General features: G+C 70.9%; 23 protein-coding genes and 1 pseudogene. 12 read left to right on the forward strand and 12 right to left on the reverse strand.

Annotated features, from left to right (window positions below; genetic code table 11):
- Positions 1-273: 273 nt before the first annotated feature.
- On the forward strand, positions 274-1,317 hold the full coding sequence (locus OHS70_RS19725) for a phosphotransferase (protein ID WP_328399108.1): 1,044 nt from the start codon (positions 274-276) through the stop codon (positions 1,315-1,317).
- 15 nt (positions 1,318-1,332) lie between these two features.
- On the opposite strand, the gene OHS70_RS19730 is transcribed toward OHS70_RS19725, so the two are convergent.
- The gene (locus tag OHS70_RS19730; protein ID WP_328399109.1) at positions 1,333-2,097 is read right to left on the reverse strand and encodes an ABC transporter permease; all 765 of its coding nucleotides are present in this window, start codon (positions 2,095-2,097) and stop codon (positions 1,333-1,335) included.
- Positions 2,090-3,040 (reverse strand): ATP-binding cassette domain-containing protein, encoded by a 951-nt coding sequence (locus OHS70_RS19735; protein WP_328399110.1) that lies wholly within the window; start codon positions 3,038-3,040, stop codon positions 2,090-2,092. Before OHS70_RS19735 ends, OHS70_RS19730 begins: the two co-directional genes overlap by 8 nt.
- A 112-nt stretch (positions 3,041-3,152) precedes the next feature.
- Between OHS70_RS19735 and OHS70_RS19740 the strand changes: the two genes are divergently transcribed.
- From OHS70_RS19740 to OHS70_RS19750, 3 genes and pseudogenes are all read left to right on the forward strand, one after another.
- Positions 3,153-3,947: a TetR/AcrR family transcriptional regulator gene (locus OHS70_RS19740; protein ID WP_328405764.1), complete on the forward strand. Its 795-nt coding sequence runs from the start codon at positions 3,153-3,155 to the stop codon at positions 3,945-3,947.
- Between the two features lie 4 nt (positions 3,948-3,951).
- A pseudogene (locus OHS70_RS19745) lies at positions 3,952-5,220 on the forward strand (AAA family ATPase); the annotation flags it as partial.
- Between the two features lie 255 nt (positions 5,221-5,475).
- Entirely contained in the window at positions 5,476-7,521 is a 2,046-nt protein-coding gene (locus OHS70_RS19750; protein WP_328399111.1) for a S9 family peptidase, read from the forward strand.
- Between the two features lie 141 nt (positions 7,522-7,662).
- On the opposite strand, the gene OHS70_RS19755 is transcribed toward OHS70_RS19750, so the two are convergent.
- Positions 7,663-8,571 (reverse strand): aminoglycoside phosphotransferase family protein, encoded by a 909-nt coding sequence (locus OHS70_RS19755; protein ID WP_328399112.1) that lies wholly within the window; start codon positions 8,569-8,571, stop codon positions 7,663-7,665.
- Positions 8,572-8,738: 167 nt separating this feature from the next.
- Here OHS70_RS19755 and OHS70_RS19760 point away from each other — a divergent pair, with 167 nt between their 5' ends.
- From OHS70_RS19760 to OHS70_RS19770, 3 genes are all read left to right on the forward strand, one after another.
- Positions 8,739-9,173, forward strand: a complete 435-nt coding sequence (locus OHS70_RS19760) for a helix-turn-helix domain-containing protein (RefSeq protein WP_328399113.1) — start codon at positions 8,739-8,741, stop codon at positions 9,171-9,173.
- 25 nt (positions 9,174-9,198) lie between these two features.
- Complete coding sequence (locus tag OHS70_RS19765) at positions 9,199-9,804, forward strand: hypothetical protein (protein WP_328399114.1); 606 nt, start codon at positions 9,199-9,201, stop codon at positions 9,802-9,804.
- A 163-nt stretch (positions 9,805-9,967) separates the two neighbouring features.
- The gene (locus tag OHS70_RS19770; protein ID WP_328399115.1) at positions 9,968-10,306 is read left to right on the forward strand and encodes a DUF2516 family protein; all 339 of its coding nucleotides are present in this window, start codon (positions 9,968-9,970) and stop codon (positions 10,304-10,306) included.
- A gap of 10 nt (positions 10,307-10,316) precedes the next feature.
- Here OHS70_RS19770 and OHS70_RS19775 read toward each other — a convergent pair whose 3' ends face one another.
- The 3 genes from OHS70_RS19775 to OHS70_RS19785 all read right to left on the reverse strand — a co-directional run bounded on the left by OHS70_RS19775 (position 10,317) and on the right by OHS70_RS19785 (position 14,086).
- Positions 10,317-11,552 carry a PP2C family protein-serine/threonine phosphatase gene (locus OHS70_RS19775; RefSeq protein WP_328399116.1) on the reverse strand — a complete coding sequence of 412 codons (1,236 nt, stop codon included), beginning with the start codon at positions 11,550-11,552 and terminating at the stop codon, positions 10,317-10,319.
- Positions 11,553-11,901: 349 nt separating this feature from the next.
- Positions 11,902-12,984 (reverse strand): C40 family peptidase, encoded by a 1,083-nt coding sequence (locus OHS70_RS19780; RefSeq protein WP_328399117.1) that lies wholly within the window; start codon positions 12,982-12,984, stop codon positions 11,902-11,904.
- 298 nt (positions 12,985-13,282) lie between these two features.
- Positions 13,283-14,086 (reverse strand): class I SAM-dependent methyltransferase, encoded by an 804-nt coding sequence (locus OHS70_RS19785; protein ID WP_328399118.1) that lies wholly within the window; start codon positions 14,084-14,086, stop codon positions 13,283-13,285.
- Positions 14,087-14,258: 172 nt separating this feature from the next.
- Here OHS70_RS19785 and mshA point away from each other — a divergent pair, with 172 nt between their 5' ends.
- Both mshA and OHS70_RS19795 read left to right on the forward strand, forming a co-directional pair.
- Positions 14,259-15,623, forward strand: a complete 1,365-nt coding sequence (gene mshA, locus OHS70_RS19790; RefSeq protein ID WP_328399119.1) for a D-inositol-3-phosphate glycosyltransferase — start codon at positions 14,259-14,261, stop codon at positions 15,621-15,623.
- 107 nt (positions 15,624-15,730) lie between these two features.
- A complete protein-coding gene (locus OHS70_RS19795) occupies positions 15,731-16,228 on the forward strand; it encodes a YbjN domain-containing protein (RefSeq protein ID WP_328399120.1) in 498 nt (165 codons plus the stop codon).
- Positions 16,229-16,279: 51 nt separating this feature from the next.
- Here the strand turns inward: OHS70_RS19795 and OHS70_RS19800 are convergent, their stop codons facing one another.
- Positions 16,280-17,551 carry an MDR family MFS transporter gene (locus OHS70_RS19800; protein WP_328399121.1) on the reverse strand — a complete coding sequence of 424 codons (1,272 nt, stop codon included), beginning with the start codon at positions 17,549-17,551 and terminating at the stop codon, positions 16,280-16,282.
- A 180-nt stretch (positions 17,552-17,731) separates the two neighbouring features.
- Between OHS70_RS19800 and OHS70_RS19805 the strand changes: the two genes are divergently transcribed.
- The gene (locus OHS70_RS19805; RefSeq protein WP_328399122.1) at positions 17,732-18,493 is read left to right on the forward strand and encodes a phosphoglyceromutase; all 762 of its coding nucleotides are present in this window, start codon (positions 17,732-17,734) and stop codon (positions 18,491-18,493) included.
- Positions 18,494-18,746: 253 nt separating this feature from the next.
- Here the strand turns inward: OHS70_RS19805 and OHS70_RS19810 are convergent, their stop codons facing one another.
- The 5 genes from OHS70_RS19810 to phoU form a co-directional block, all read right to left on the reverse strand.
- On the reverse strand, positions 18,747-18,947 hold the full coding sequence (locus tag OHS70_RS19810; protein ID WP_328399123.1) for a hypothetical protein: 201 nt from the start codon (positions 18,945-18,947) through the stop codon (positions 18,747-18,749).
- A 452-nt stretch (positions 18,948-19,399) separates the two neighbouring features.
- Positions 19,400-19,597, reverse strand: a complete 198-nt coding sequence (locus OHS70_RS19815) for a hypothetical protein (protein ID WP_328399124.1) — start codon at positions 19,595-19,597, stop codon at positions 19,400-19,402.
- Positions 19,570-19,872: an SgcJ/EcaC family oxidoreductase gene (locus OHS70_RS19820; RefSeq protein ID WP_328399125.1), complete on the reverse strand. Its 303-nt coding sequence runs from the start codon at positions 19,870-19,872 to the stop codon at positions 19,570-19,572. The genes OHS70_RS19815 and OHS70_RS19820 overlap by 28 nt, the downstream gene beginning before the upstream one ends.
- 200 nt (positions 19,873-20,072) lie before the next feature.
- The gene (locus tag OHS70_RS19825) at positions 20,073-20,213 is read right to left on the reverse strand and encodes a hypothetical protein (protein ID WP_328399126.1); all 141 of its coding nucleotides are present in this window, start codon (positions 20,211-20,213) and stop codon (positions 20,073-20,075) included.
- 135 nt (positions 20,214-20,348) lie between these two features.
- A complete protein-coding gene (gene phoU / locus OHS70_RS19830) occupies positions 20,349-21,026 on the reverse strand; it encodes a phosphate signaling complex protein PhoU (protein ID WP_328399127.1) in 678 nt (225 codons plus the stop codon).
- Between the two features lie 198 nt (positions 21,027-21,224).
- Between phoU and OHS70_RS19835 the strand changes: the two genes are divergently transcribed.
- Both OHS70_RS19835 and OHS70_RS19840 read left to right on the forward strand, forming a co-directional pair.
- Positions 21,225-22,481 carry a sensor histidine kinase gene (locus OHS70_RS19835; RefSeq protein WP_328399128.1) on the forward strand — a complete coding sequence of 419 codons (1,257 nt, stop codon included), beginning with the start codon at positions 21,225-21,227 and terminating at the stop codon, positions 22,479-22,481.
- Positions 22,478-23,158, forward strand: a complete 681-nt coding sequence (locus OHS70_RS19840) for a response regulator transcription factor (RefSeq protein WP_018847140.1) — start codon at positions 22,478-22,480, stop codon at positions 23,156-23,158. Before OHS70_RS19835 ends, OHS70_RS19840 begins: the two co-directional genes overlap by 4 nt.
- Positions 23,159-23,210 lie beyond the last annotated feature (52 nt).

Genomic DNA, 23,210 nt, shown 5'->3' on the forward strand with positions numbered 1-23,210 from the left:
AACTTACGTAAGTTGTCTCGTGGATGTACCTTCTGTGGATGCGACCGGACCGGGTTGAGTGCCGTACCCCGTTTGAGGCGTATTTCGAGGAGTGCTGGCTACACAGAGCAGGGCGGACCGTTCCCGGTGAGGTGACATCGCCGTGAAGCTCCCCCCGGAGCACTCGCCGGAAGGGTAATTTTCCTCAGATCAACCCTGATCGGAACACCAAGGGCACCAGCGATGACAGTCGAGACGCCATCAGTGACTCGCCGGCAGGCCGGGGAGCTGAGCGTGGACGCCCGTGAAGTCGAGGGTCCCCTCAAGGGCTATCACCACGAGGCCTACGCCTTCCCGCTGCCACCGGAGAATCCGCTGAGCGCTCGTTGGGCGCGCGGCAAGCTGCGTGCCCCCCGCCCCGGTGTGCTCTGGTTCGACCGGCGGTGCTTCGACTCCGAGGACCGCCTGCTGATCGCGCTCCAGGGGCGGATCGCCCGGATCCCGGAGACGGTCGAGGTCGTGCCGGACGTCTTTCTGCAGGGTTTCGTCGAGGGCAGGTCCCTGGGCGCCGGGCCGCTGTCCGGCCGTACTCTCTCCTCCCGTCACGAGTCGCAGCTGGCGCAGCTCTTCCAGGAAGTGGTCGCCATCAAGACGGACGAGCTGGACCGCCTGGTGCGTACCTGCGCGCCGGGCGGTCACCCGGCGGCCGACGGCGACTCGGCGGCGTTCCTCAACCGGCTGATCGACTTCACGGCCGAGGACGTCCACGACCGTCATGCCCGGCGGTACGGCGCGCTCTTCAAGGCGCTCGGCGTCCGGAGATCGGCGCTGGACGCGCTCAGAGTCCCTGCAGGGCGGTTGACGTGCCGTCCCTTCACCCTGGTCCACGGCGATCTGCACCGCAGCAACTTCATCGCCGCCGAGGACGGTGATCTGTGGACCATCGACTGGGAGCTCGCCATGATCGGCGACCCGCTCTACGAGCTGGCCACGCATCTGCATCTCATGCGCTACACGCAGCGTGACGCCGACCGGATCGGCGAGCTCTGGGCGCAGGCGGTGGAGGCCGCGCGCCCGGGAGCCGCGCGGGCGTGGCGGCAGGATCTGCCGCACCTGCTCGCCTACAAGCGCACCCAGTCCGTCTTCACCGATGTCATCCGGGCGGCGGAGGCCCTGGGCCCGCGCGACGGCCCGAACTGGCGACTGCTGCCGCGCGCGGCCTGGAGGGTCCGGCGGGCGCTGGCCGCGGCCGCCGGACCCCTGAAGCTGGCGAGTATGCCGACCCTGGCGCAGGTGGTCTCGGCGTACACGAACTGGCTCAGGGCACCGGCGCCCTGAGCCCGGGGTGTGCACTCACGCCGTGCGCACCCGGAACAGCACCCCCGACACGCCCGTCGCCACGGCCAGGATCCCCCCGCACCACGCCAGCGCCACCCACGGCGACGAGCCCACCGGCGTGCCGTGCAGCAGGCCGCGGAGGGACTCGATCAAAGGCGTGACCGGCTGGTGGTCGGCGAAGCCGTGGAGCCAGCTGGGCATCGTGTGGATCGGCACGAACGCGCTGCTCGGGTAGGGCAGGAACATCATGAAGAAGGTGAAACCGCCTGCCGCGTCGGGGGTTCTGGCGAGCAGGCCGACCGCCGCCGACAGCCATGAGATCGCCACCAGGAAGACCAGCAGGATGCCCGCGGCCGCGAGCCAGCCGGCCGCGGAGGCCGCGGGGCGGAAGCCGATGAGCAGGCCGACGCCGAGAACGAGCACGGTCGACAGCAGATTGCGTACGGTGCTCGCCGCCACATGGCCCGCCAGGATCGACGCGCCGCCGATGTCCAGGGAGCGGAAGCGGTCGATGATGCCGTCCTTCATGTCCTCGCTGACCCGTACCGCGGTCGCGGACGAGCCGAACGCGGCGCACAGCACGAGGATGCCGGGGAGGACGTAAGTGACGTACTCCGTACCGGTGTTGATCGCGCCGCCGAAGAAGTAGACGAAGACCAGCATCAGCATCAGCGGCAGCATCAACGAGGTGATGAGGGAGTCGACGTTGCGGCGGCTCAGCCGGATGCAGCGGCCGGTCATGGTCAGTGCGTTGACGGCAGGGGTCAGCACATCAGACATGGATGGGCTCCTTGGCGCCGGTGGTACGGGTCAGGGTCAGGAACACGTCGTCGAGGGTCGCCGTGTGCAGGGAGAAACGCACCACGTCCTGCCGCTGAGGGTCGATCTCGTCGAGCAGCGCGCGCACCTGGGCCGCGCTGCCGTCCGTCGGCAGGCCCAGCGTGAGGGTCTCGGGGTCGCGGTGGACGGCACGTGATTCCAGGCGCCGGTACGCCGCCGCGTCGCCGAGGGCGATGTCCAGCCGGTGGCCCGCGACGCGCGCCTTGAGCTCGGCGGCCGTCCCGTCGGCCACGATCCGGCCGCCGTCGACCAGCGCGATCCGGTCCGCCAGCCGGTCCGCCTCCTCCAGGTACTGGGTGGTCAGGAAGACGGTCGCGCCCCGCGTGGACAGATCGCGCACCACCTGCCACAGCTCCTGGCGGCTGCGCGGGTCGAGCCCGCTCGTCGGCTCGTCCAGGAAGACGACCTCGGGCTCGCCGACCAGGCCGGCGGCGAGGTCGAGCCGGCGGCGCATGCCTCCGGAGTACGTCCCGGCCTGGCGGCGGGCGGCGTCGCCGAGGCCGAAGCGTTCCAGCAGTTCGGCGGCGCGGCGGCGGGCGTGTGCGCGGGACAGGCCGGTGAGCCGGGCCATCATGCGCAGGTTCTCCTCGCCGGTCTGCTTCTCGTCGACCGCCGTGAACTGACCGGTGAGGCTGATGGAGCGGCGCACCCTGGAGCGCTCCGCAGCCACGTCGTACCCGGCGACACGGGCGCGCCCGGCGTCGGCGGTGGTGAGTGTGCTGAGGATCCGCACGGTCGTGGTCTTGCCCGCGCCGTTGGGCCCCAGCAGCGAGAAGACGCTGCCGCGTTCGACGCGCAGATCGATGCCCTCGAGCACGGTCACCTTGCCGTAGGTCTTGCGCAGGCCCTCGGCCTCGATGGCCGGTGGAGGTCGCTCCGTCATGGCTGTCACACCCTTCCCCGTCTACTGCGTATGTCATACGCGCTACTGCGTAAGGGTTACGCATTACTAGGATGTGCGTCAAGCAGGCACGGTGGAGGCGGAGGCAGCGGCGATGACGGGCAGCGGCGACGGCGGTGCCGGCAGGGGCAAGGGCGGTGGCACCGGGCTGCCCGCCGCCATCGAGGCCGCCTGGGGTCTGCGCGACCGTCCGGCGAAAGGTCCCAAGCCGGGGATCGGCGTGGATCGCATCGTCGACGCCGCGGTCGCCGTCGCGTCGGCGGAAGGGCTCGCCGCGGTCTCCATGGGCCGGGTCGCCAAGGAGCTCGGCGTCTCGACGATGTCGCTGTACCGGTACGTCGCAGCGAAGGACGAGCTCTACATCCTGATGCAGGAGGCCGTCACGGGCCTGCCGCCCGCACCCCCCGCGCCCGGCACGGGCTGGCGGGAGGCGCTCGAGGCCTGGGCATGGGCACAGCGCGAGGTCATCCACCGGAACCTGTGGATGCTGCGCATCCCGATCTCGGGCCCGCCGGCCACACCCAACACGGTGGCGTGGTGGGACCGTGGCCTCGCGGCGCTCGCGGACACCGGCCTCGACGAGGGCGAGAAGATCTCGGTGATCATGCTGGTCTCCGGGTTCGTCCGCAACGAGGCGGCGATGATGGCGGATCTGGGCGCCGCGATCGCCAGGAGCGGGGAGTCGGCCGAGAAGGTACTGGCCCGGTACGCCAACACGCTGGAGCGGCTGGCCGATCCGGACCGCTATCCGGCGCTCGCCCGGCTGCTGGAGTCGAACGTGATGTACGAGCCGGACGAGCCCGACCACGAATTCGGGTTCGGGCTGGAGCGGGTGCTGGACGGGATCGAGGTGCTGGTCCGCAGGCGCGACCGGTCATCCGGGTCGTGAGCAGGCCCTCGGCGAGACCGACATCCGTCAGGCGACGGTCGAGGACGAGATCGCGCGGCACGAGGTGCGGGCCTGCGACGACAAGGCCGCCGCCGCAGTCAAGCACGATGTGCGGATGGCTGCCGTGCTGCGCCGCGCCCTGTACGCGCGGCTCGTGCCGCCCACCGAACCGGTCGTCGTGCCCGACGGCCCGTACCGCTGGCGCGTCCCGCTCGGCGAGCTGGAGCGGATCGTCGACGAGGTGCGGGCTGAGGCTGTGCCGTACGCCGTCGGCCGCGAACGCGTCCGGACGAGGGTGGCCAGTGCCATCCAGCGCCAGGCGGAACGACGCGCCGGACCGATGAGCAGCACCTGGGTACAGAAAGTGGGCAGGGCGCGTGCGGTGTCCGCCTGCGTCGATGCCGTATGGCCGAAGGTCCAGCCGGAAGAGGTACTGGCCGCACTGCTCACCGACCCCGGCGATCAGCTGCTGGCGGCGGATGAGCAGGACGCGATCCGATGGGCGAAGCCGCCACGGTCCTACCGGAGCGCGCGGTGGTCGGCGGCCGATCTCGTCCTCCTCGACGAGCTGGCGGGTCTGATCGAACGTCCCACCGGATACGGCCACATCGTCGTCGACGAGGCGCAGGACCTGTCCCCGATGCAGTGCCGCGCGATCGCCCGCCGCGCAGGCTTCGGCTCGCTGACCGTACTCGGCGATCTGGCCCAGGGCACCACGCCCTGGTCTGCGCGCAGTTGGCCGGAGCAACTGGCGCACCTCGGCAAGGCGGGCGCCGCCGTGATCCCGCTCACCACTGGATTCCGGGTCCCGGCGGCGATGGTGGACCTCGCAAGCCGGCTCATCGGCGCGCTCGGAGTGGACGTCCCGGCAGCGCGTTCCCTGCGCAGGGACGGAGAGCTGGCGATCCGCGCGGTGGACGACCTGGAGGCGGCGACGGTCGACGCGGTCCGGGCGGCTTTGTCCCGGGAGGGCTCGATCGGCGTGATCGCCGCGGAGCCGGACACCGACCGGCTGCGCGCCGCGCTGGCGACGGCGGGCGTGCCCACGGTGCCACCGAGCGATCTCTCGCCCGGGGCCAGGGTCACCGTGCTGCCGGCGACGGCGGCCAAGGGCCTGGAGTACGACCATGTCGTCGTCGCCGAACCGGCCGCTGTGGTGCAGGCGGAGGAGCGTGGGCTCCACCGGCTGTACGTCGTGCTCACACGTGCGGTGTCCCGCCTGGAGGTCCTGCACGCGCGGCCGCTGCCGCCGGCGCTCATGGACGGCGTATGACCGCTGCTCCGGCCGCCCGCGCTGCGTCCGAGGGCACGGGGCAGTGTGCGACTACCAGGTCGAGCCCGCCATCTGTCGGGTCGTCGCGTTGAGGCGGTTGAAGAGGCTGGTCACGCCGATCATCCATCGGTTCTGGTACGTCACCTCACTGACGGATCACGACGGACGGATGTGACAGCTTCAGGCGAACAGTTCCCGCGAGTTCGGGCCGGTGCGACTTGCCCTGGACGCACTTGCAAGGGGTCTCATGAGGCCATGGACATCAACGGATTCCCGAGCCAGTTCGCCCGGACCCGCCGTTTCTCGCTCGGCGCCCCGGGGCAGTTCACCGTCTCCCCGGACGGCGACCGGGTGTTGTTCGTGCGGACCGCCTCCGGTACCGATGCCCGAAGCCTGCTGTGGCTGTACGAGCACGGACCCGGTCGGGAAAGCATCCTGGCCGAGCCGGTCGCCGCGTACGCGAGTGACCGCGACGTACGCGTGGTTGCCTACGCCCGCGACGGCGAGCTGTGGACCGTACGGGCGGACGGCGGCGCCCCGCGCCGACTCCCCACCGCCGCAGGCCCGGTCACCGATCCGCGGCCCAGCCCGGACGGCAGCCGCATCGCGTACGTCGCCGGCGGTGCGCTCCGCGTCGTCCGGGCCGACGGGACGGGGGACCGGCCGCTGGCGGAGCCGGAGGCCCCCGATGTGACGTACGGGGCCGCCGACCAGGTCGCGCGCGCGTCCATCGGGCGGTCGCGGGGCTACTGGTGGGCGCCGGACGGCACCGCGCTGCTCGTGGCACGCGTCGACACGTCGATGGTCCGGCGCTGGTACGTCGCCGATCCGGCGCACCCGGACCGGCCACCGCGACCGGTCCCGTACCCGGCGGCCGGCACGGCCAACGCGGAAACCTCGCTGTTCCTCGTCACCGTCCAGGGCGAGCGCCTGCCCGTCCGGTTGCCCCGCGCGGCACCCGAGTCCGGCGCGCCGCGCGGAGTCTGGAACGACCTGGCCTTCGAGTACGTCGTCACCGCCGACTGGGGGAGCGCAGGCCCGGTCGTCAGCGTGCAGACGCGTGACCAGCGCACGGTGTGGATCCTTGCCGTCGACCCGGCGACCGGCGCGGTCGAGCTGCTGTCCGAGCAGACCGACGAGGGCTGGGTGGAGTTCCCCAAGGGCACGCCCCTGCACACCGCATCAGGAACACCGGTCATGCCCTGCGTGCGCGGCGACGCGCGGGCGATCCGCGTCGGGGACACGATCAGCCCGGAGGGACTGCAGGTGCGCGAGGTGCTCGGCGTGGTGGGCGAGCGGGTGCTGTTCACGGCGAACGACGAGCCGACGGAGGTCCATGTCTGGTCGTACGAACCAGGCGCCGGGTTCGTCCGCCTGACGCAGGAGCCCGGGGTGCACACGGCGGCCGCCGGCGGCGACACGATCGTCCTCGACAGCAGGACGGAGGCAGCCGGGCAGCAGGTGACCGTCCTGCGCGACGGGAGTCCGGCCGGCCGGATCGCGGTTCTCACCGAGGATCCCCTGGTCCTGCCCCGTCCGATCCATCTGGCGCTCGGGAGAAGGGAGTTGCGCAGCCGCCTCCATCTCCCGTCCTGGTACGAACCCGGCTGCCCGGCCCGGCTGCCGGTGCTGCTCAGCCCGTACGGCGGCCCCGGCATGCAGGTCGTCACGAAGGCACGGGGCTGGTGGACGGCCGTCTGCCAGTGGTACGCCGAACAGGGCTTCGCCGTGCTCGCCACGGACGGGCGCGGCACGCCCGGACGCGGGGTGCAGTGGCAGCGGGAGATCCTCGGCGACCGCCTGAGCCCGGTCCTGGCGGACCAGGTAGCCGCCCTGCACGCAGCGGCCGAACGCCACGACGTCCTTGACCTGGACCGTGTGGCCATCCGGGGCTGGTCGTTCAGCGGCTATCTGGCGGCGGGCGCGGTGCTGCACCGCCCCGACGTCTTCCACGCGGCGGTCGCGGGCGCACCGCCGACCGACCGGCGGCTGTACGACACGTACTGGGAGGAGCGCTTCCTCGGCCACCCGGACGTCCGGCCCGAGGCGTACGAGCGCAGCTCGCTGCTCGCGCACGCCGGAGACCTGACGCGCCCGCTGCTGCTGGTCCACGGCCTGGCGGACGACAACGTGTTCCCGGCCCACACCCTGCGCCTCTCGGCCGCACTCCTGGCGGCGGGCCGGCCGCACCAGGTGCTGCTCATGCCCGGGGTGGGCCACATGGTGGCGGGGGAGGGGGCGGCGGACGTGCTGCTCACGGCCGAACGGGACTTCCTGAAGGGGGCGCTGGGCGTCGGATGAACGCGGGCCGGACCGGGCGGACTCGTCCGGCTACGAGCGCCCTCCGCGGCACCAGCGCTGTGCGGTGAGGGCCACGGGTTCGCCCGCGAGCCGGTCCGCGAGCGGCTGAACGGTTTTCAGTGCCTCGTCCGGGAGGGCTGCTCAACGCGCAGCGGCGTCAGTGAGGATTGCCTGAAGTCGTGCCCGGCATTCGGCGACGAAGGCGGGGAACGTGTGCCAGTAGTAGGAGATTCCACTGACGCCCACCGCGATCGCCCAGGCGCGGGCGCGGGTCCACGTCATCTCGTCGAGGTTCAGGGTGTCCCAGTAGGCCTGCCGTGCCTGGGACGGCAGGTCCCAGACTGTGGAGTGCTCGGCGTCGGGAAAGCCGACCGAGAGGCCTCCGAAGTCGATGACCGCGCGGAGCCTGCCCTCCCGGACCAGGAGGTTGGTGGGCTTGAGGTCGCCGTGGAGCCACACGTGAGGTCCAGAAGGCTCAGGCAGCTCCAGCCCGGCTCGCCACAACCGCTCCAGAGTCGCGATGTCGAGCTCCGAACCCACGGTGGCCCGGCACTCTTCAAGACACGTGCTGATCCACTGGTCGCATGCCTGCGGGCTGCCTCCGCGGTACCAGCTGAGGTCGTCCGCGCGAGCCGCTCCCATGAGGTCGATGCCGTGGAGGCCCCGCACGACCGCCGCAAGGTCGGCTCCGAAGGCGGCCCAGTCCCGGACGGTGTCCGGACCGGCCTCGTCACCGTCGATCCAGCGGTAGACCGACCAGACGAGGGGGAAGGCGTCGGTGGGCGTCCCGGCGTGGACGGGCTCGGGAATCGGACATGCAAGGAGCGGTGCCAGGCGAGGAAGCCAGTCCTGCTCCTTCCGCACGGCCTGTCCGTTGCCGGCGGTTCGTGGAAGTCGCACGAGCAGGTCATCGCCCAGCCGGTACATGGTGTTGTCCGTGCCCGCGCCTGCGGGCGACAACGGCAGGTCCGCCCACTCCGGACGCTGTGCCTTCAGCAGCGATCGGACCAGCGACTCGTCGACCGGGATCTCATTCTCGTGAAGTGCCACGCCGGAAGTCTCACCGCTGGACGGAGCACGAAGCCAGTGAGTTTTCGTCAACCCCGTTCGCACCCCAGGCCACCCGCAGCCGAGTATACGGCCGGACGGGTGTTGCCTGCGACACTTTTGCAAGCAGGTGCTTGCAAAAGTTAGCAAGAGCGGGGCATCATCGCACCATGGCATCACTCAACGTCGGCAATCTCGGTGAGTACCTCCGCGAGCAGCGGCGCAGTGCGCAGCTCTCGCTGCGGCAGCTCGCCGACGCCGCCGGGGTGTCCAATCCGTATCTGAGCCAGATCGAGCGCGGGCTGCGCAAGCCGAGCGCGGAGGTGCTCCAGCAGGTCGCCAAGGCGCTGCGCATCTCCGCCGAGACGCTGTACGTGCGGGCCGGGATTCTCGACGAGCAGGAGCGGGACCAGCTGGAGACGCGTGCCGTCATCCTTGCCGACCCCTCCATCAACGAGCGGCAGAAGCAGGTACTGCTGCAGATCTACGAGTCCTTCCGCAAGGAGAACGGATTCGATACGGACACGACCAAGGACACCTCCGCTGACGGCCCCCGCACGGCCGGCGCGAGCGATGCCGAGCAGGACCAAACACCCTCACACTGATCTGCGTTCCGGGAGGACCACAGTCATGGCCATCACCGATGACCTGCGCAAGACCCTCACCGACCCGACCCCCCTCTACTTCGCGGCCGGCACCGCCGATCTCGCCGTTCAGCAGGCCAAGAAGGTGCCCGCGCTGATCGAGCAGATCAAGGCCGAGGCCCCGACCCGCTTCGACGCCGTGCGCAACACCGACCCCAAGGTGGTGCAGGAGAAGGTGACGGCCCAGGCCAAGGAGGCGCAGGCCACCGTCCAGGCCAAGGTCACCGAGGTGCTGGGGAGCCTCGACACCGACCTGAAGAAGCTCGGCGAGACCGCTCAGGACCTCGCGCTGCGTGGCGTGGGCGTGGCCGCCGAGTACGCCGTCAAGGCCCGTGAGACGTACGAGAAGGTCGCCGAGCACGGCGAGCAGACCGTGCGGGCCTGGCGCGGCGAGGCAGCCGAGGAGATCACGGAGATCGCCGTCGCCGTCGAGCCGGAGCCGCAGGCCAAGGCCGGGGCGAAGGACGACGCGAAGACCCAGGCCGAGGTCCCGGCGCAGGCCGCGGCCGAGGACAAGAAGGCCGCTCCGGCCCGCAAGCCCGCCCCCCGCAAGCAGGCCGCCAAGAAGACCACCCCGCCGGCCGGCAAGTGACCGACGGGTGACCGAGGAGGATGTGCCGGGCGCGCGGCCGTGTGCCGGCGCCCGGCACACCGCTCGCTCCACGGCTCCACGGCACCACTCATCGCGTCCGGGGCACCCTCGGGGGTACCTTGGCCGCGAGGCGACACCAACCACTCTTTAGGCGGTGCTCAGCATGTTGCGCACGGGATTCGATCTCGGCCTGTGGCTCATCCTCGACCTGGTCTTCGTCGTCAGCTCGGTGACCGCACTGGTCATGGCGGCGATGGCCCGGGAGGACGCCTACCGCGCCGCAGGCAAGCAGACCAAGTCCTTCTGGCTGATCATCCTCGGCGTCACGGTCGCGGTGAACCTCTTCGTCTCCGTGCTGTTCCTGTCGATCGCCGGCCTGATCGCGAGCATCGTCTTCTTCGTGGACGTACGGCCGGCGCTGCAGCAGGTGTCCGGCGGTGGCCGCCGTCGCGGCGGCTCCAGCAGCGACGGTCCGTACGGTCCCTACAACGGCGGACGGTAACCGGCGCCGGTCAGCCGCGGCCCTTCCGGCTCAGCAGCAGGACCGCCACGTCGTCGGTCAGGTCTCCGCCGTTCAGATCGCGTACCTCGCCGACCGCCGCCTCCAGCAGCGCCTCGCCGTCCAGACCCGCCGCCAGCTGGCGGTTGATCATCCGAACCATGCCGTCCTGGCCGAGGCGCTGTTTGGTGTCCGGCCCCTGACGGCCCTCGATCAGGCCGTCCGTGTACATCATCAGGCTCCACGACGCCCCCAGCTCCACCTGGCGGCGCGGCCAGCGGGCGCGCGGCAGCAGACCGAGCGCCGGGCCCCCGTCCTCGTACGGGAGCAGCTGCGCATCCCGCCCCTTCCGGGCGATCAGCGGGGCCGGATGGCCGGCGAGGCACAGCCCGGCCCGCCGGCCGTCCGGCGCTATGTCCACGGTGCACAGCGTCGCGAAGATCTCCTCGCTCTCGCGCTCGTGCTCCAGCACCTGCTGGAGGGTGGAGAGCAGTTCGTCGCCGCACAGGCCCGCGAAGGTCAGTGCGCGCCAGGCGATCCGCAGTTCCACCCCGAGTGCCGCCTCGTCCGGGCCGTGCCCGCAGACGTCGCCGATCATGGCGTGGACCGTGCCGTCCGGGGTGCGGACGGTGTCGTAGAAGTCGCCGCCGAGCAGCGCGCGTGAGCGCCCGGGGCGGTAGCGCGCGGCGAAGCGCAGATCCGAGCCCTCGAGCAGGGGAGTGGGCAGCAGGCCACGCTCCAGCCGCGCGTTCTCCTGGGCGCGCAGCCGGGACTCGGCCAGCTTCACCTGGGTGACGTCGGCGCGCTTGCGCTCCACCGCGTACCGCACGGCCCGGCTCAGCAGCCGGCCGTCGAGCTCTTCGCGCACCAGGTGGTCCTGGGCGCCGACACGTACCGCCTCGGCGGCCAGCTCGGCGTCGCCGGAGGCGGTGAGGGCCAGCACGGCGTGCCGGGGTGCGAGACGCAGGACGTGCTTGAGGGCGCCCAGCTCGTCGTCCTGGGGGCGGGCGGGCAGCGCGAGGTCGACGAGCACGCAGTGCACGTCGTCGGTGAGCAGCCGCTCCGCCTCGGTGAGATTGCGGGCGGTGCGGATACGGATCCGGCTTCCGGACGCGTCGAGCAGTCCGGGGACGCTGAAGGTGCCCGCCGGGTCGTCCTCGATGACCAGCAGGGTGAGGTCGCCGCCGATACCGCGAGGGGCGGTCTCCGCGACGGGAACGTTCCTCTGTCGCGGTACGGGTACGGGCATGTGTCTGCTTTCCTTCCCTCCCCCCGAGGGCGCGGCAGGTCGACGATCGACGTCCCGCCAGACGGGGACCATAGCGGTATGCGGTGGCCGAACGGAATGGCGATCAGAGAAGAGCGGATGGCATATGCCGCGCATGGGGAGGTAGTTGGCACTCAAGCCATGACGAACATCACGCCGATCGTCCCATTTGTTCCGTAATGCCCCGCGTGGCGCACGTCACTTGGCCCGGACGCCTACAACAGCACCGCATGTGCCATGTCACCGGAGCGCGGTGCGCACCGCATGGCAAAGTCACCCGGCATGGCGCACGTCACCCGGCGCGCGCCGGCCTTCCAGGGAGGCCGGCGCGTCACTTGTCGGGGCGTACGACCCCGAGGATCGCCATGGAACCCGCGCCCGCGACCGTCACATTCCGGCCCGGCCGCGGTGCATGCACTATCGCGCCGTCCCCGATGTACATCCCCACATGGCTGGCGTCCGAGTGGTAGATGATCAGGTCGCCGGGGCGCATGTCCCTGATCTGGACACGCGGCAGCAGACGCCACTGCTCCTGCGAGGTACGCGGAATGGTCCGACCGGCGGCCAGCCACGCCTGTGAGGTGAGCCCGGAACAGTCGTACGAACCGGGGCCCTCGGCGCCCCACTCGTACGGTTTGCCGATCTGCCTGGTCGCGAAGGCGATGGCCTCCTTGCCCTGCGCGCTCGCGCGGCCGTTGATCTCCTTCAGCACGCCCGAGCCCAGCCAGGCCGCCTGTGCGTCGTACTGAACCTGGCGCTCCATCTCGAGGAGCCGCGCGAACTCCTCCTTCTCCAGCCTGTCCTCGAGCTTCTTGGCCGCGGCGATCTTCTCCTTGATCTCCTTCTTGGCCTTCTCCTGCTTGCGGCGGTTGGCCTCGAGCTTCTGCCACTGGGTGCTGGCGTCCTTGGTGTACGTCGCCAAGTCGGCCTGTGTCCGGGTCAGTTCGGTCAGCAGGTCGTTGGTCGCCTTCTGTCCCTGCTGTATCCGGCCGATTCCGTCGATGAACAGCTGCGGATCGTCGACGAGGACCAGTTGCGCCTCGGGCGGCAGGCCGCCGCCGCGGTACTGGGCGCGGGCGGCCGCCCCCACCCTGTTCTTGATGTCGTCGATGCGGGCCTGCCCCCTGGCCATCTCCTGGGCCAGTTTCACGATTTCGGCCGACTGCTCGGCGGCCTGCTCCTCGGCGAGGTTGTACGCGTCGGTCGCCGACGCCGCCTTGCGGTACAGGGCCTCGATCTCCTGACGCACCTCTTCGAGGGTGCGCTCCGGCGGCGCGGGCGCTCCCGGCTTGGTCACGGAGGCCGGGGCGGTCGGCGGCGGCTCGGGGGCCGCGAAGGCCGGGCCGCCGGACGCCAACACGGTCAGTGCGCACACCAAGGTGACGGCGGCAGTGGCAACGTGGCGTCGGTTCACGACTCCCCCTCCGGGCGAACACCGAACACGTGAATGTGATTTACCGTCAGTAACTTGTCCGTGACGTCCGTGATGGTGTCACGGCATCCGCAAAAGTGACAGGGCCAAACGCGGGGTTGATCGCACGTCACCCCGGATGCGTAGCATCCCGGATGTCGCCGCAGGGCCGGCCGGCGGATCAGTCCCGTCGATCATCCCCACCCACGGGCCGCCTGCCGATCCCACCCGACCTTCCCCACCCGACAGTGACGAACGGCGCACCGCTCGCGTTCCCGTACCCGCCCGGCGCGTGCGACGTTCACCCGAAGGCGGGTGCGAGAGCCGTCCATTCAACGGTGACTTCACCCTGCCGCCACCGCCGTCGGTCGTCCACCAGCGGCCAACTGCCCGCCAGATCACCGACGGCCCGGATCCAGCGCTGCCGCGCGCCCAGCGAGGCGAACGGCGCCGCGGCAGCCCACGCACGGTCGAAGTCCCGCAGAAAGGCGTGCACCGGCTCGCCCGGCACATTGCGGTGGATGAGCGCCTTGGGGAGCCGTTCCGCCAGATCGGAGGGACGCTCGAGCGAGCCGAGCCGGGTCGCGAAGGTCACGGTCCGCGGCCCTTCGGGCCCCAGCGCCACCCATACGTGCCGCCGCCCGATCTCGTCGCAGGTGCCCTCCACCAGCAGTCCGCCCGGCGCCAGCCGGCCGCACAACCGCGCCCACACGGCGGCGACCTCGTCCTCGTCGTACTGGCGCAGCACGTTGGCCGCCCGGATGAGCTCCGGGCGCCGGGCGAGCGGGATCTCGAACCCGCCGTGGCGGAACGTCAGTCCGTCGCGCTCGTACGGCTTCGCGGCCGCGACCCTGGCCGGGTCGATCTCGATGCCGACGACCTCGCAGCGCACGTCGGCCGTGCGCAGGCGCTGCAGCAGTTCGACGGCGGTCCAGGGGGCCGCCCCGTAGCCGAGGTCGACGGCGACAGGCGCGGCGGTGCTGCGGCGCAGCGCGATCGAATGGGTGGCGGCGATCCAGCGGTCCATGCGGCGCAGCCGGTTGGGGTTGGTCGTCCCCCGGGTCACGGCGCCCACGGGGCGGTGCGGGCCGGCGGGAGGGGTCATGGAAGTGAGGGTAAGCCGTCCGGGCGACGCTTCGCGCAGACGGTAATGATTTGGCAAAGTGGGGCAAAGGCCGGGCCGCGCGGAAATGGAAGTCGATGCTCCGCTGTTGTCAGGCGTGCAGGGCCGTTCACGGCCCCGCTTGTCGTGCCCGCGAGCGAGGAGGAACGTCGACGTGAGCCAGTACGTCTCCCGCCTCGGCGGCAGCCTGGTGGCGCCGCTCATCCGGTTCCCCGGCGGCCACCGCAAGCCGCGCCGGATCGCCATGCTCAGCGTCCACACGTCCCCCCTCCATCAGCCGGGTACGGGCGACGCGGGCGGTATGAACGTCTACATCGTCGAGCTCGCCCGCCGGCTCGCGGCCATCAACATCGAGGTCGAGATCTTCACGCGGGCCACCTCAGGCGGGCTGCCCCCTGCCGTGGAGCTCGCGCCCGGGGTCCTCGTACGCCATGTGGACGCCGGGCCCTACGAGGGCCTCGCCAAGGAGGACCTCCCGCCGCAGCTGTGCGCGTTCACACACGGTGTGATGCAGGCCTGGGCGGGCCACCGGCCCGGCCACTACGACCTCGTCCACTCGCACTACTGGCTCTCCGGCCATGTCGGCTGGCTCGCGGCCGAGCGATGGGGCGTCCCGCTGGTGCACGCCATGCACACCATGGCCAAGGTCAAGAACGCCGCACTGGCCGATGGGGACAGCCCCGAGCCGGCCTCCCGCGTCATCGGCGAGACCCAGATAGTGGGCGCCGCCGACCGGCTGATCGCCAATACGGCGGAGGAGGCCGACGAGCTCGCCCGTTTCTACGACGCCGATCCCGCCAAGGTCGCCGTCGTCCACCCAGGCGTCAACCTCGACGTGTTCCGGCCCGGGCCCGGCGCCCTCGTCCCCGGTGACGCCGCCGGCCGCGCGGCCGCCCGTGCCCGCCTCGGACTGCCGCAGGACGCGTTCATCCCGCTGTTCGCGGGCCGTATCCAGCCGCTGAAGGCCCCCGACATCCTGCTGCGCGCCGTCGCGCTGCTGCTGGAGCGCGACCCTTCCCTGCGCTCGCGCATCGTCGTGCCGGTCGTCGGCGGGCCGAGCGGCAGCGGCCTCGCCAAGCCCGAAGGGCTGCAGAAGCTGGCTGCCCGGCTCGGGATCGCCGATGTGGTCCACTTCCAGCGTCCGGTCGGCCAGCAGCGGCTCGCGGACTGGTTCCGGGCCGCGTCCACGCTGGTCATGCCCTCGTACAGCGAGTCGTTCGGACTGGTCGCGATCGAGGCGCAGGCAACCGGCACCCCGGTGGTCGCCGCGGCGGTCGGCGGGCTTCCGGTGGCGGTACGCGACGAGCTGACCGGCTTCCTGGTCCCCGGCCATGACCCCGCGGACTACGCAGACACGCTCCGCCGATTCGTCCTCGACCCGTCCCTGTCACAGACGATGGGCGCCGCAGCGGCACGGCACGCGCAGTCCTTCGGCTGGGACGCGGCGGCGTCGGCGACGGCGGACGTCTACACGGCGGCGATGTACGAGCACCGCCACCGCGCAGCCCACCGCAACTAGGCCCTCCTTCACGGCGCCCGGCCACGGGCCCGGTGGACACCCGTGCCGCGCGCCACATCCCGGACGCCCGCGCGGACGTGTGCCGTCCGCTGACGTACGCTCCCCCCATGGCTGACGTACAGCAGGTGGCGCAGGTCATCGAGCGGACCCTCAAGGACGCGGATCTCGAGTGGGAGAGTCCTCGCGCGGGCTCGTACGTCGTCAAACTCCCCGGCACCCGCAAGCTGTCGACGACCTGCTCCCTCCTCGTCGGCAAGCACTCGCTGTCGATCAACGCATTTGTCATCCGCCACCCCGACGAGAACGACGCGGCCGTGCACCGCTGGCTGCTGGAGCGCAATCTCAAGCTGTACGGGGTGAGTTACGCGGTCGACCGGCTCGGCGACATCTACCTGGTCGGCAAGCTGCCCCTGTCAGTGGTCAGCGAGGACGAGCTCGACCGGCTGCTCGGCACCGTCCTCGAGGCGTCGGACGGCGCCTTCAACTCGCTTCTCGAGCTGGGCTTCGCAAGCGCGATCCGCCGCGAGTACGAGTGGCGGGTCTCCCGCGGTGAATCGACCCGTAATCTCGACGCGTTCACGCATCTGACCCGGCGCCGCGACTGACGCTCGGCCCTTCCGGCCTCGCCGGCCGCTCCGGAGAGACCAGCAGCCGTCCTAGGCGTCAGCCGGAGCGGGCGCGGGCGCGGAGCCGGCCGGGGCCTTGGCCCCGCTCTCGGTCCCGGGCTCGCGCAGCCCCCGCATCAGCAGCCAGTACCCGGCCGCCGCCACCGTCCCGATGGCCGCGCACGAGCCCCACAGCCACTCGGCGCCGAAGTGGTCGATGGTGTAACCGGCCATCAGCGGCGCGACCAGGGCCGCGACCGACCAGGACATGGTGTACATGCCCTGGTAGCGGCCGCGTCCGTGCACCGGGGAGAGCCGGACCACGAGGCCCATCTGCGTCGGCGAGTTGATGATCTCGGCCAGCGTCCAGACGCACACGGTCAGGGCGTACGCGCCGAGCGACCCGGCGAACGCGGTCAGTCCGAACCCGTATCCCGCCAGCAGGGCGGAGAGGACCAGCAACTGCTGCGGGTCGCGGTGCTCGATGAACCGGGTGACCGGGATCTGAAGGGCGACGATCAGTACGCCGTTGACCGCGATGACGAGGCCGTAGTCCGACGGGGAGAAGCCGGCGAGGCCCATGGCCACGGGCAGGCCGACCGAGCCCTGCATGAAGACCAGCGAGATCAGGAAGGACAGCCCGACGACGCCCATGTAGCGCCCGTCGCGCAGCACGGTCCCGAGCCGGGTCTCCGGCTCGTGCGTTCCCGCAGGGTCCGTGTCGCGCTGCGGGCGGGACTCCGGCAGCTTGGCGAAGACCACCACCGCGCAGGTCAGCGTGAGCGCGGCCTCGCCGAGGAAGCCCGCAAGATAGCTGTACTCGGCGATGAGACCGGCGGCCGCCGCGGAGATGGCGAATCCCAGGTTGATCGCCCAGTAGTTCAGGGCGAAGGCCCGCACCCGGTCCTGGGGCCGGACGATGTCGGCCATCATCGCCTGCACGGCCGGCCGGGAGGCGTTGCTCGTCATACCGACGAGGAAGGCGACGGCGGCGATCGCCACGGGATGGTGCATGAAGCCGAGCAGCGCCACGGACAGAGCCGTCGAGGTCTGGGCGATCAGCAGCGTCGGCCGCCGTCCGAGCCGGTCGGCCATCACGCCCCCGCCGAGCGAGGACACGACACCGCCGAGGCCGTGCAGGGCGGCCACGAGCCCGGCGTACGAGGCGGAGTAGCCGCGCTCCAGCGTCAGGTACAGAGCCATGAAGGTGGCGACGAACGCGCCGAGCCGGTTGACGAGCGTGCTCGTCCACAGCCACCAGAACTCGCGGGGAAGGCCCGAGACGCTCTCTCTCACGGCACGTCGCACACCGGCGATGGACATACGGGATCCCCCCACGGAGCGTTCGACCTGCTGTAAGTGGCCAAGCTGGCATCAGCAAATTACATACGGGGGGTTCCCGGCCGCCAGTCAATTGACCGGCCCCGTCAATCGAACGGGCCGCCCCGTCCGCTCCTCGGGCACACGCGCGGGGCGTCAGGGGTGTCGATTAGGCTCAGCCGTATGGCCGACGCACCGTACAAGCTGATCCTCCTCCGCCACGGCGAGAGCGATTGGAACGCAAAGAACCTGTTCACCGGCTGGGTGGACGTCAACCTCACGGAGAAGGGCGAGAAGGAGGCAGTCCGCGGCGGTGAGCTGCTCAAGGACGCCGGCCTGCTCCCCGACGTACTCCACACCTCCCTCCAGAAGCGCGCCATCCGCACGGCGCAGCTGGCCCTGGAGTCCGCCGACCGTCACTGGATCCCGGTCCACCGCTCATGGCGGCTGAACGAGCGCCACTACGGCGCACTGCAGGGCAAGGACAAGGCGCAGACGCTGGCCGAGTTCGGCGAGGAGCAGTTCATGCTCTGGCGCCGCTCGTACGACACCCCGCCGCCGGCCCTCGCCGACGACAGCGAGTTCTCGCAGGCGAACGACCCCCGCTACGCGACGATCCCCAGCGAGCTGCGCCCGCGCACCGAGTGCCTCAAGGACGTCGTCGAGCGCATGCTGCCGTACTGGTACGACGGCATCGTCCCGGACCTCATCACCGGCCGCACGGTCTTGATCGCCGCCCACGGCAACAGCCTGCGCGCCCTGGTCAAGCACCTGGACGGCATCTCGGACGCCGACATCGCGGGCCTGAACATCCCGACCGGCATCCCGCTGGTCTACGAGCTCGACGCCGACTTCAACCCGCTCAAGCCGGGCGGCACCTACCTCGACCCGGACGCCGCGGCGGCGGCGATCGAGGCCGTGAAGAACCAGGGCAAGAAGAAGTAGGTTTCGTGATCATGCTTCCCACCTGCGCGTATGGTGCGGGTGGGAGGCATTTTCCTACGGCCGCGCAAACCTTGCCGGCTCGCTGCGCTCGCGCGCGACGGCGTTCGGGATCTCCCGCCCGCCGCGTGCTTCCGGGCCGACTCGGACCTAGTGTGCCCGATGGGTCGGCACGGTTCCTGCGACTCTCCCGGCTACGCTCGCGCGGGAGCGCCCCGCGGCGCGTGGCGCGTGGCTGCGGGGCGCCTTGTGGGGTTCAGTCGATCTTCTCCCCGTTGTGCGTACCGCCCTTGCAGAGGTTGTCCGTCAGATCGGGCGTTCCGCCGCCCTGCTTGCACTCAGAAGGGGTGACGTAGGATGGGGCACCCTGTGCGGCAGCGGTGGCGGCGCCTGTGAGGCCGAGTCCGGCGAGGGCTGCCGTGGCGATGACGGCGGCGAATATTCGTCGAATGCGCATTTGGTTTCCCTTCACGGATTGCCTCGGTTGGGGCACTAGTCAGCTTGATCTTCACCCATGTGGGTGGCACGTCATGTTGGGCCATTCGGGTGAAAGTGCTGTCGGGTGCGGAGTCGGTGACGCGACCCGTCGGACAGGGGCAGCGTCCGCAACCGGCCCAATGCTAAGAGCTGTGTTGACCTGCGGAAACGCGCCCTTAGTAGCGGAGGGTGGCCGGACGCTGCGGACGCTGGCGGACGTTACACATTCTGTTTGGCGTCCGCAGGAAAAGTGCAGGCCGGCGCGGGGACCGGAGGCGCGGGCAGGCGGTCGGTGTCGGCGAGCAACGCCGTGGGCAGGGGGCTGTCCAGGACTTCACGGGTCGGGCAGGCGCCGAAGCGTTCCCGCACCACGCCCAGCATGATCCGGTCGGGCGAGGGTGGCGGGCAGGGGCTCGGTGCCGGCCGGGGGTGTCAGCTCGGCGGGGTGCCGTGCGTCAGCAGTTCGCTGAGTTCGGCGGTGTCCTGCTCCACCAGGTGCGGGCGCCCGTGGTACTGGGCCGGTGTGTTCTGGAACAGGGTGATCCGCCATGTCTCGCCCTGCCGCTCGGCCACGACGGTCTGATGCGCGTTGGTCGCCGGGTTCAGTTCCTTCGAGCCGGGCGGGAGCATGGCGGCGAGGGCGCGCAGCAGGACCGCGTCCGGGCCGCCCAGGGCCGGACCTCGCGCACCGTCGCGACATACGCCGCGGTCGGGTGATCGGCGAAGACCGGAGAGCGATGGTCCCGGATCCGCGCGGCGCCGCTCTGCACGCTGCCGTCGAACCCGATGATCGTGCCGTCGTCGGCGAAGAGCCCTGCGAAGCCGTCCGCGCTCCGGCGGTTCCACGCATCGAGCAGCCGGGAGTAGAGGTCGCGGACGGCGGCGTCGGCGTGCTGAGTGGTCACGGGGTGCTCCGACTCGTGTGCTGGAGGGCGGGGGTGCAGACCAACTCGTCGTGGTCGCGCTCCGACTGCTCGTACCACCAGATGTCGCACACCGTGAACCTCAAGGCCTGTCGGGTCCTGGCGCGGCTGAGGCCGACCGTCCCGACCACACGGAAGGGCCCCGTCCGGGACGGACGGGGCCCTTCCGTGTGGTGTGCGCGTCAGCCGCACTGGCACGGTGCTCCCGACTGGCAGCCGCAGCCGCAGCCCGAACCGCAGCCGCAGGCGCCGAGAACAGGCAGGAACACCGCGTCCGCGGACGTCGCTTCCTGCTGGGGGTCGGTCGTGGGGGATTCGGCCATGGGTCCCTCCTCATGGGCGTACGCGTCAAGGGCGTACGGACCTCGGGCGTACGCAATCGAACGCCCTTCGCCCATTGCACGCCCACCCGGCCGGGCGCATCAACGGCGCACGCGCGCAAGCGCCCCCCGGCCCCGTTACGCGCCCTCGACCGCCGTCGGCGGCTGGAGCTCGTCCGCGTGCTCGCCCGTGACCAGGTAGACGACCCGCTTGGCCACCGACACCGCGTGGTCCGCGAAGCGCTCGTAGTAGCGGCCGAGCAGCGTGACGTCCACCGCCGTCTCGATACCGTGCTTCCAGCGGTCGTCCATCAGGTGCTGGAACAGCGTCCGGTGCAGCGTGTCCATCTCGTCGTCGTCCTGCTCCAGCTGAAGCGCCAGGTCGACGTCCTTCGTGATGATGACCTCCGCCGCCTTCGCCATAAGGCGCTGCGCCAGCTGACCCATCTGCAGGATCGTCGCGTGCAGGTCGCTCGGCACCGCGCGGTCCGGGAAGCGCAGCCGCGCGAGCTTGGCCACGTGCTGGGCCAGGTCGCCCGAGCGCTCCAGGTCCGCGCTCATCCGCAGCGAGGTGACCACGATCCGCAGATCCGTCGCCACGGGCTGCTGCCGCGCCAGCAGCGCGATGGCCCGTGCCTCCAGGTCGTGCTGCAGATCGTCGACCTTCTGGTCAGCGGCGATCACGTTCTCGGCCAGTTTCAGATCGGCATCGAGCATGGCCGTCGTGGCGCGTCCGATCGCCGACCCGACCAGCCGGGCCATCTCGACCAGGCCCTCGCCTATCGAATCCAGTTCCTCGTGGTACGCGTCCCGCATGGGTGTCCCTCTCTTGATGCGACCAGGGTCCGAGTGGGCCCGGTACCCCTACGCTCCCACGCTGTGGCCGGAACAAGACGACATCCTCCCGACCAAATGAACCAGCACTTTCCCCTTGGTGAACTCTGAGCGACGACTGTTCGAGGTGCCACCCGTTTGGCTGGGAGACGGTCCGGGGGCCCGCATAACCTGGGGGGCATGGACGTGAACGCGGCGGTCGCCGCAGCAGCTGCGATCGCCGGTCTGTGCACCGGCGTCATCGCGGTGCTGGCGTTCCGCTGGAGCGAGCGGGAACAGCAACGGCCGACCCGTACCTCGCTCCATACCGATGCCGTGCTCCCGCCCGGTGTCGACACCGTCCTGTCCGTGCTCCGCTCCTCCGCGGTCGTCCTCGACGAGTCCGACTCGGTCGTCAAGGCCAGCTCCGCGGCATACGCCCTTGGTCTGGTCCGCGGCGGCAAGCTCGCCGTCGAACCCATGCTGCACATGGCCCGCGACACCCGGCGCGACGGCGAGATACGGCAGGTCGAGCTGGACCTGCCCCGGCGCGGCACCGGCCGCGGCGAAGCCCTCGCCGTCTCCGCCCGCGTCGCCCCCCTCGGCTCCCGCCTCGTCCTGCTCCTGGTCGAGGACCTCACCGAGGCCCGTCGCATAGAAGCGGTACGGCGCGACTTCGTCGCCAACGTCAGCCATGAGCTCAAGACCCCGGTCGGCGCGCTCTCCCTGCTCTCCGAGGCGGTCATGGACGCCTCGGACGACCCCGAGGCGGTCACCCGCTTCGCCGGCCGTATGCAGATCGAGGCGACCCGGCTCACCAACCTCGTACAGGAACTGATCGACCTCTCGCGGGTCCAGAACGACGACCCGCTCGAGGACTCCGAGCCCGTACGCGTGGACGAACTGGTTGTCGAGGCCATCGACCGCTCCCGGCACACCGCGTCCACCAAACAGATCACCATGGCCACCGGAGGCACCTCGGACCTGCGTATCTGGGGCAGTCGCGGCCAGCTGGCCGCCGCGCTGGGTAACCTGGTCGAGAACGCCGTCAACTACTCTCCCGCCCACACGCGCGTCGGCATCTCCGCCCGCCGCGTCTCGGCGCCCGGCGGGGACCTCATCGAGATAGCCGTGACCGACCAGGGAATCGGCATCTCCGAGAAGGACCGCGAGCGGGTCTTCGAACGGTTCTACCGTGTCGACCCCGCCCGCTCCCGTGCCACTGGAGGCACGGGCCTGGGACTGGCCATCGTCAAGCACGTGGCCGCCTCGCACGGCGGGGAGGTCACCGTGTGGAGCTCCGAGGGACAGGGCTCCACCTTCACCCTGAGGCTGCCCGAAGCGGGCGCCGGACGGGACCGCTCACACAACGGACCGGATCGCCTCGACGAGGACGACGACCGGCCTTACGACACCGATCCGAACACCGAAATTCCTGCCCCGGAGGTCCTTCCGTGACCCGAGTGCTCGTCGTCGAGGATGAGGAATCATTCAGCGACGCCCTGTCCTACATGCTCCGCAAGGAGGGCTTCGAGGTCGCCGTGGCGACCACGGGCCCCGAGGGCCTCGACGAGTTCGAGCGCAACGGCGCCGATCTCGTCCTCCTCGACCTGATGCTGCCCGGGCTGCCGGGCACCGAGGTGTGCCGCCAGCTGCGCGGCCGTTCGAATGTCCCGGTCATCATGGTGACCGCCAAGGACAGCGAGATCGACAAGGTCGTCGGGCTGGAAATAGGAGCCGACGACTACGTGACCAAGCCCTTCTCCTCGCGGGAGCTGGTCGCCCGCATCCGCGCGGTGCTGCGCCGCCGCGGTGAGCCGGAGGAGGTCACCCCGGCCGCACTCGAGGCGGGGCCGGTCCGGATGGACGTGGACCGCCATGTCGTCACGGTCTCCGGCGGCAAGGTCGACCTGCCGCTGAAGGAGTTCGACCTGCTGGAGATGCTCCTGCGCAACGCGGGCCGCGTACTGACCCGCATGCAGCTGATCGACCGGGTCTGGGGCGCGGACTACGTCGGCGACACCAAGACCCTCGACGTCCACGTCAAGCGCTTGCGCGCCAAGATCGAACCGGACCCGGGCGCCCCGCGCTACCTGGTGACGGTGCGGGGTCTGGGGTACAAGTTCGAGCCGTAGGCCGACACCGGGCGCCGGGTCCGTGCCGTGGAGCGTACGTCCCGTACGCCGC

The sequence above is a fragment of the Streptomyces sp. NBC_00390 genome (assembly GCF_036057275.1).
Taxonomy (GTDB): Bacteria; Actinomycetota; Actinomycetes; order Streptomycetales; family Streptomycetaceae; genus Streptomyces.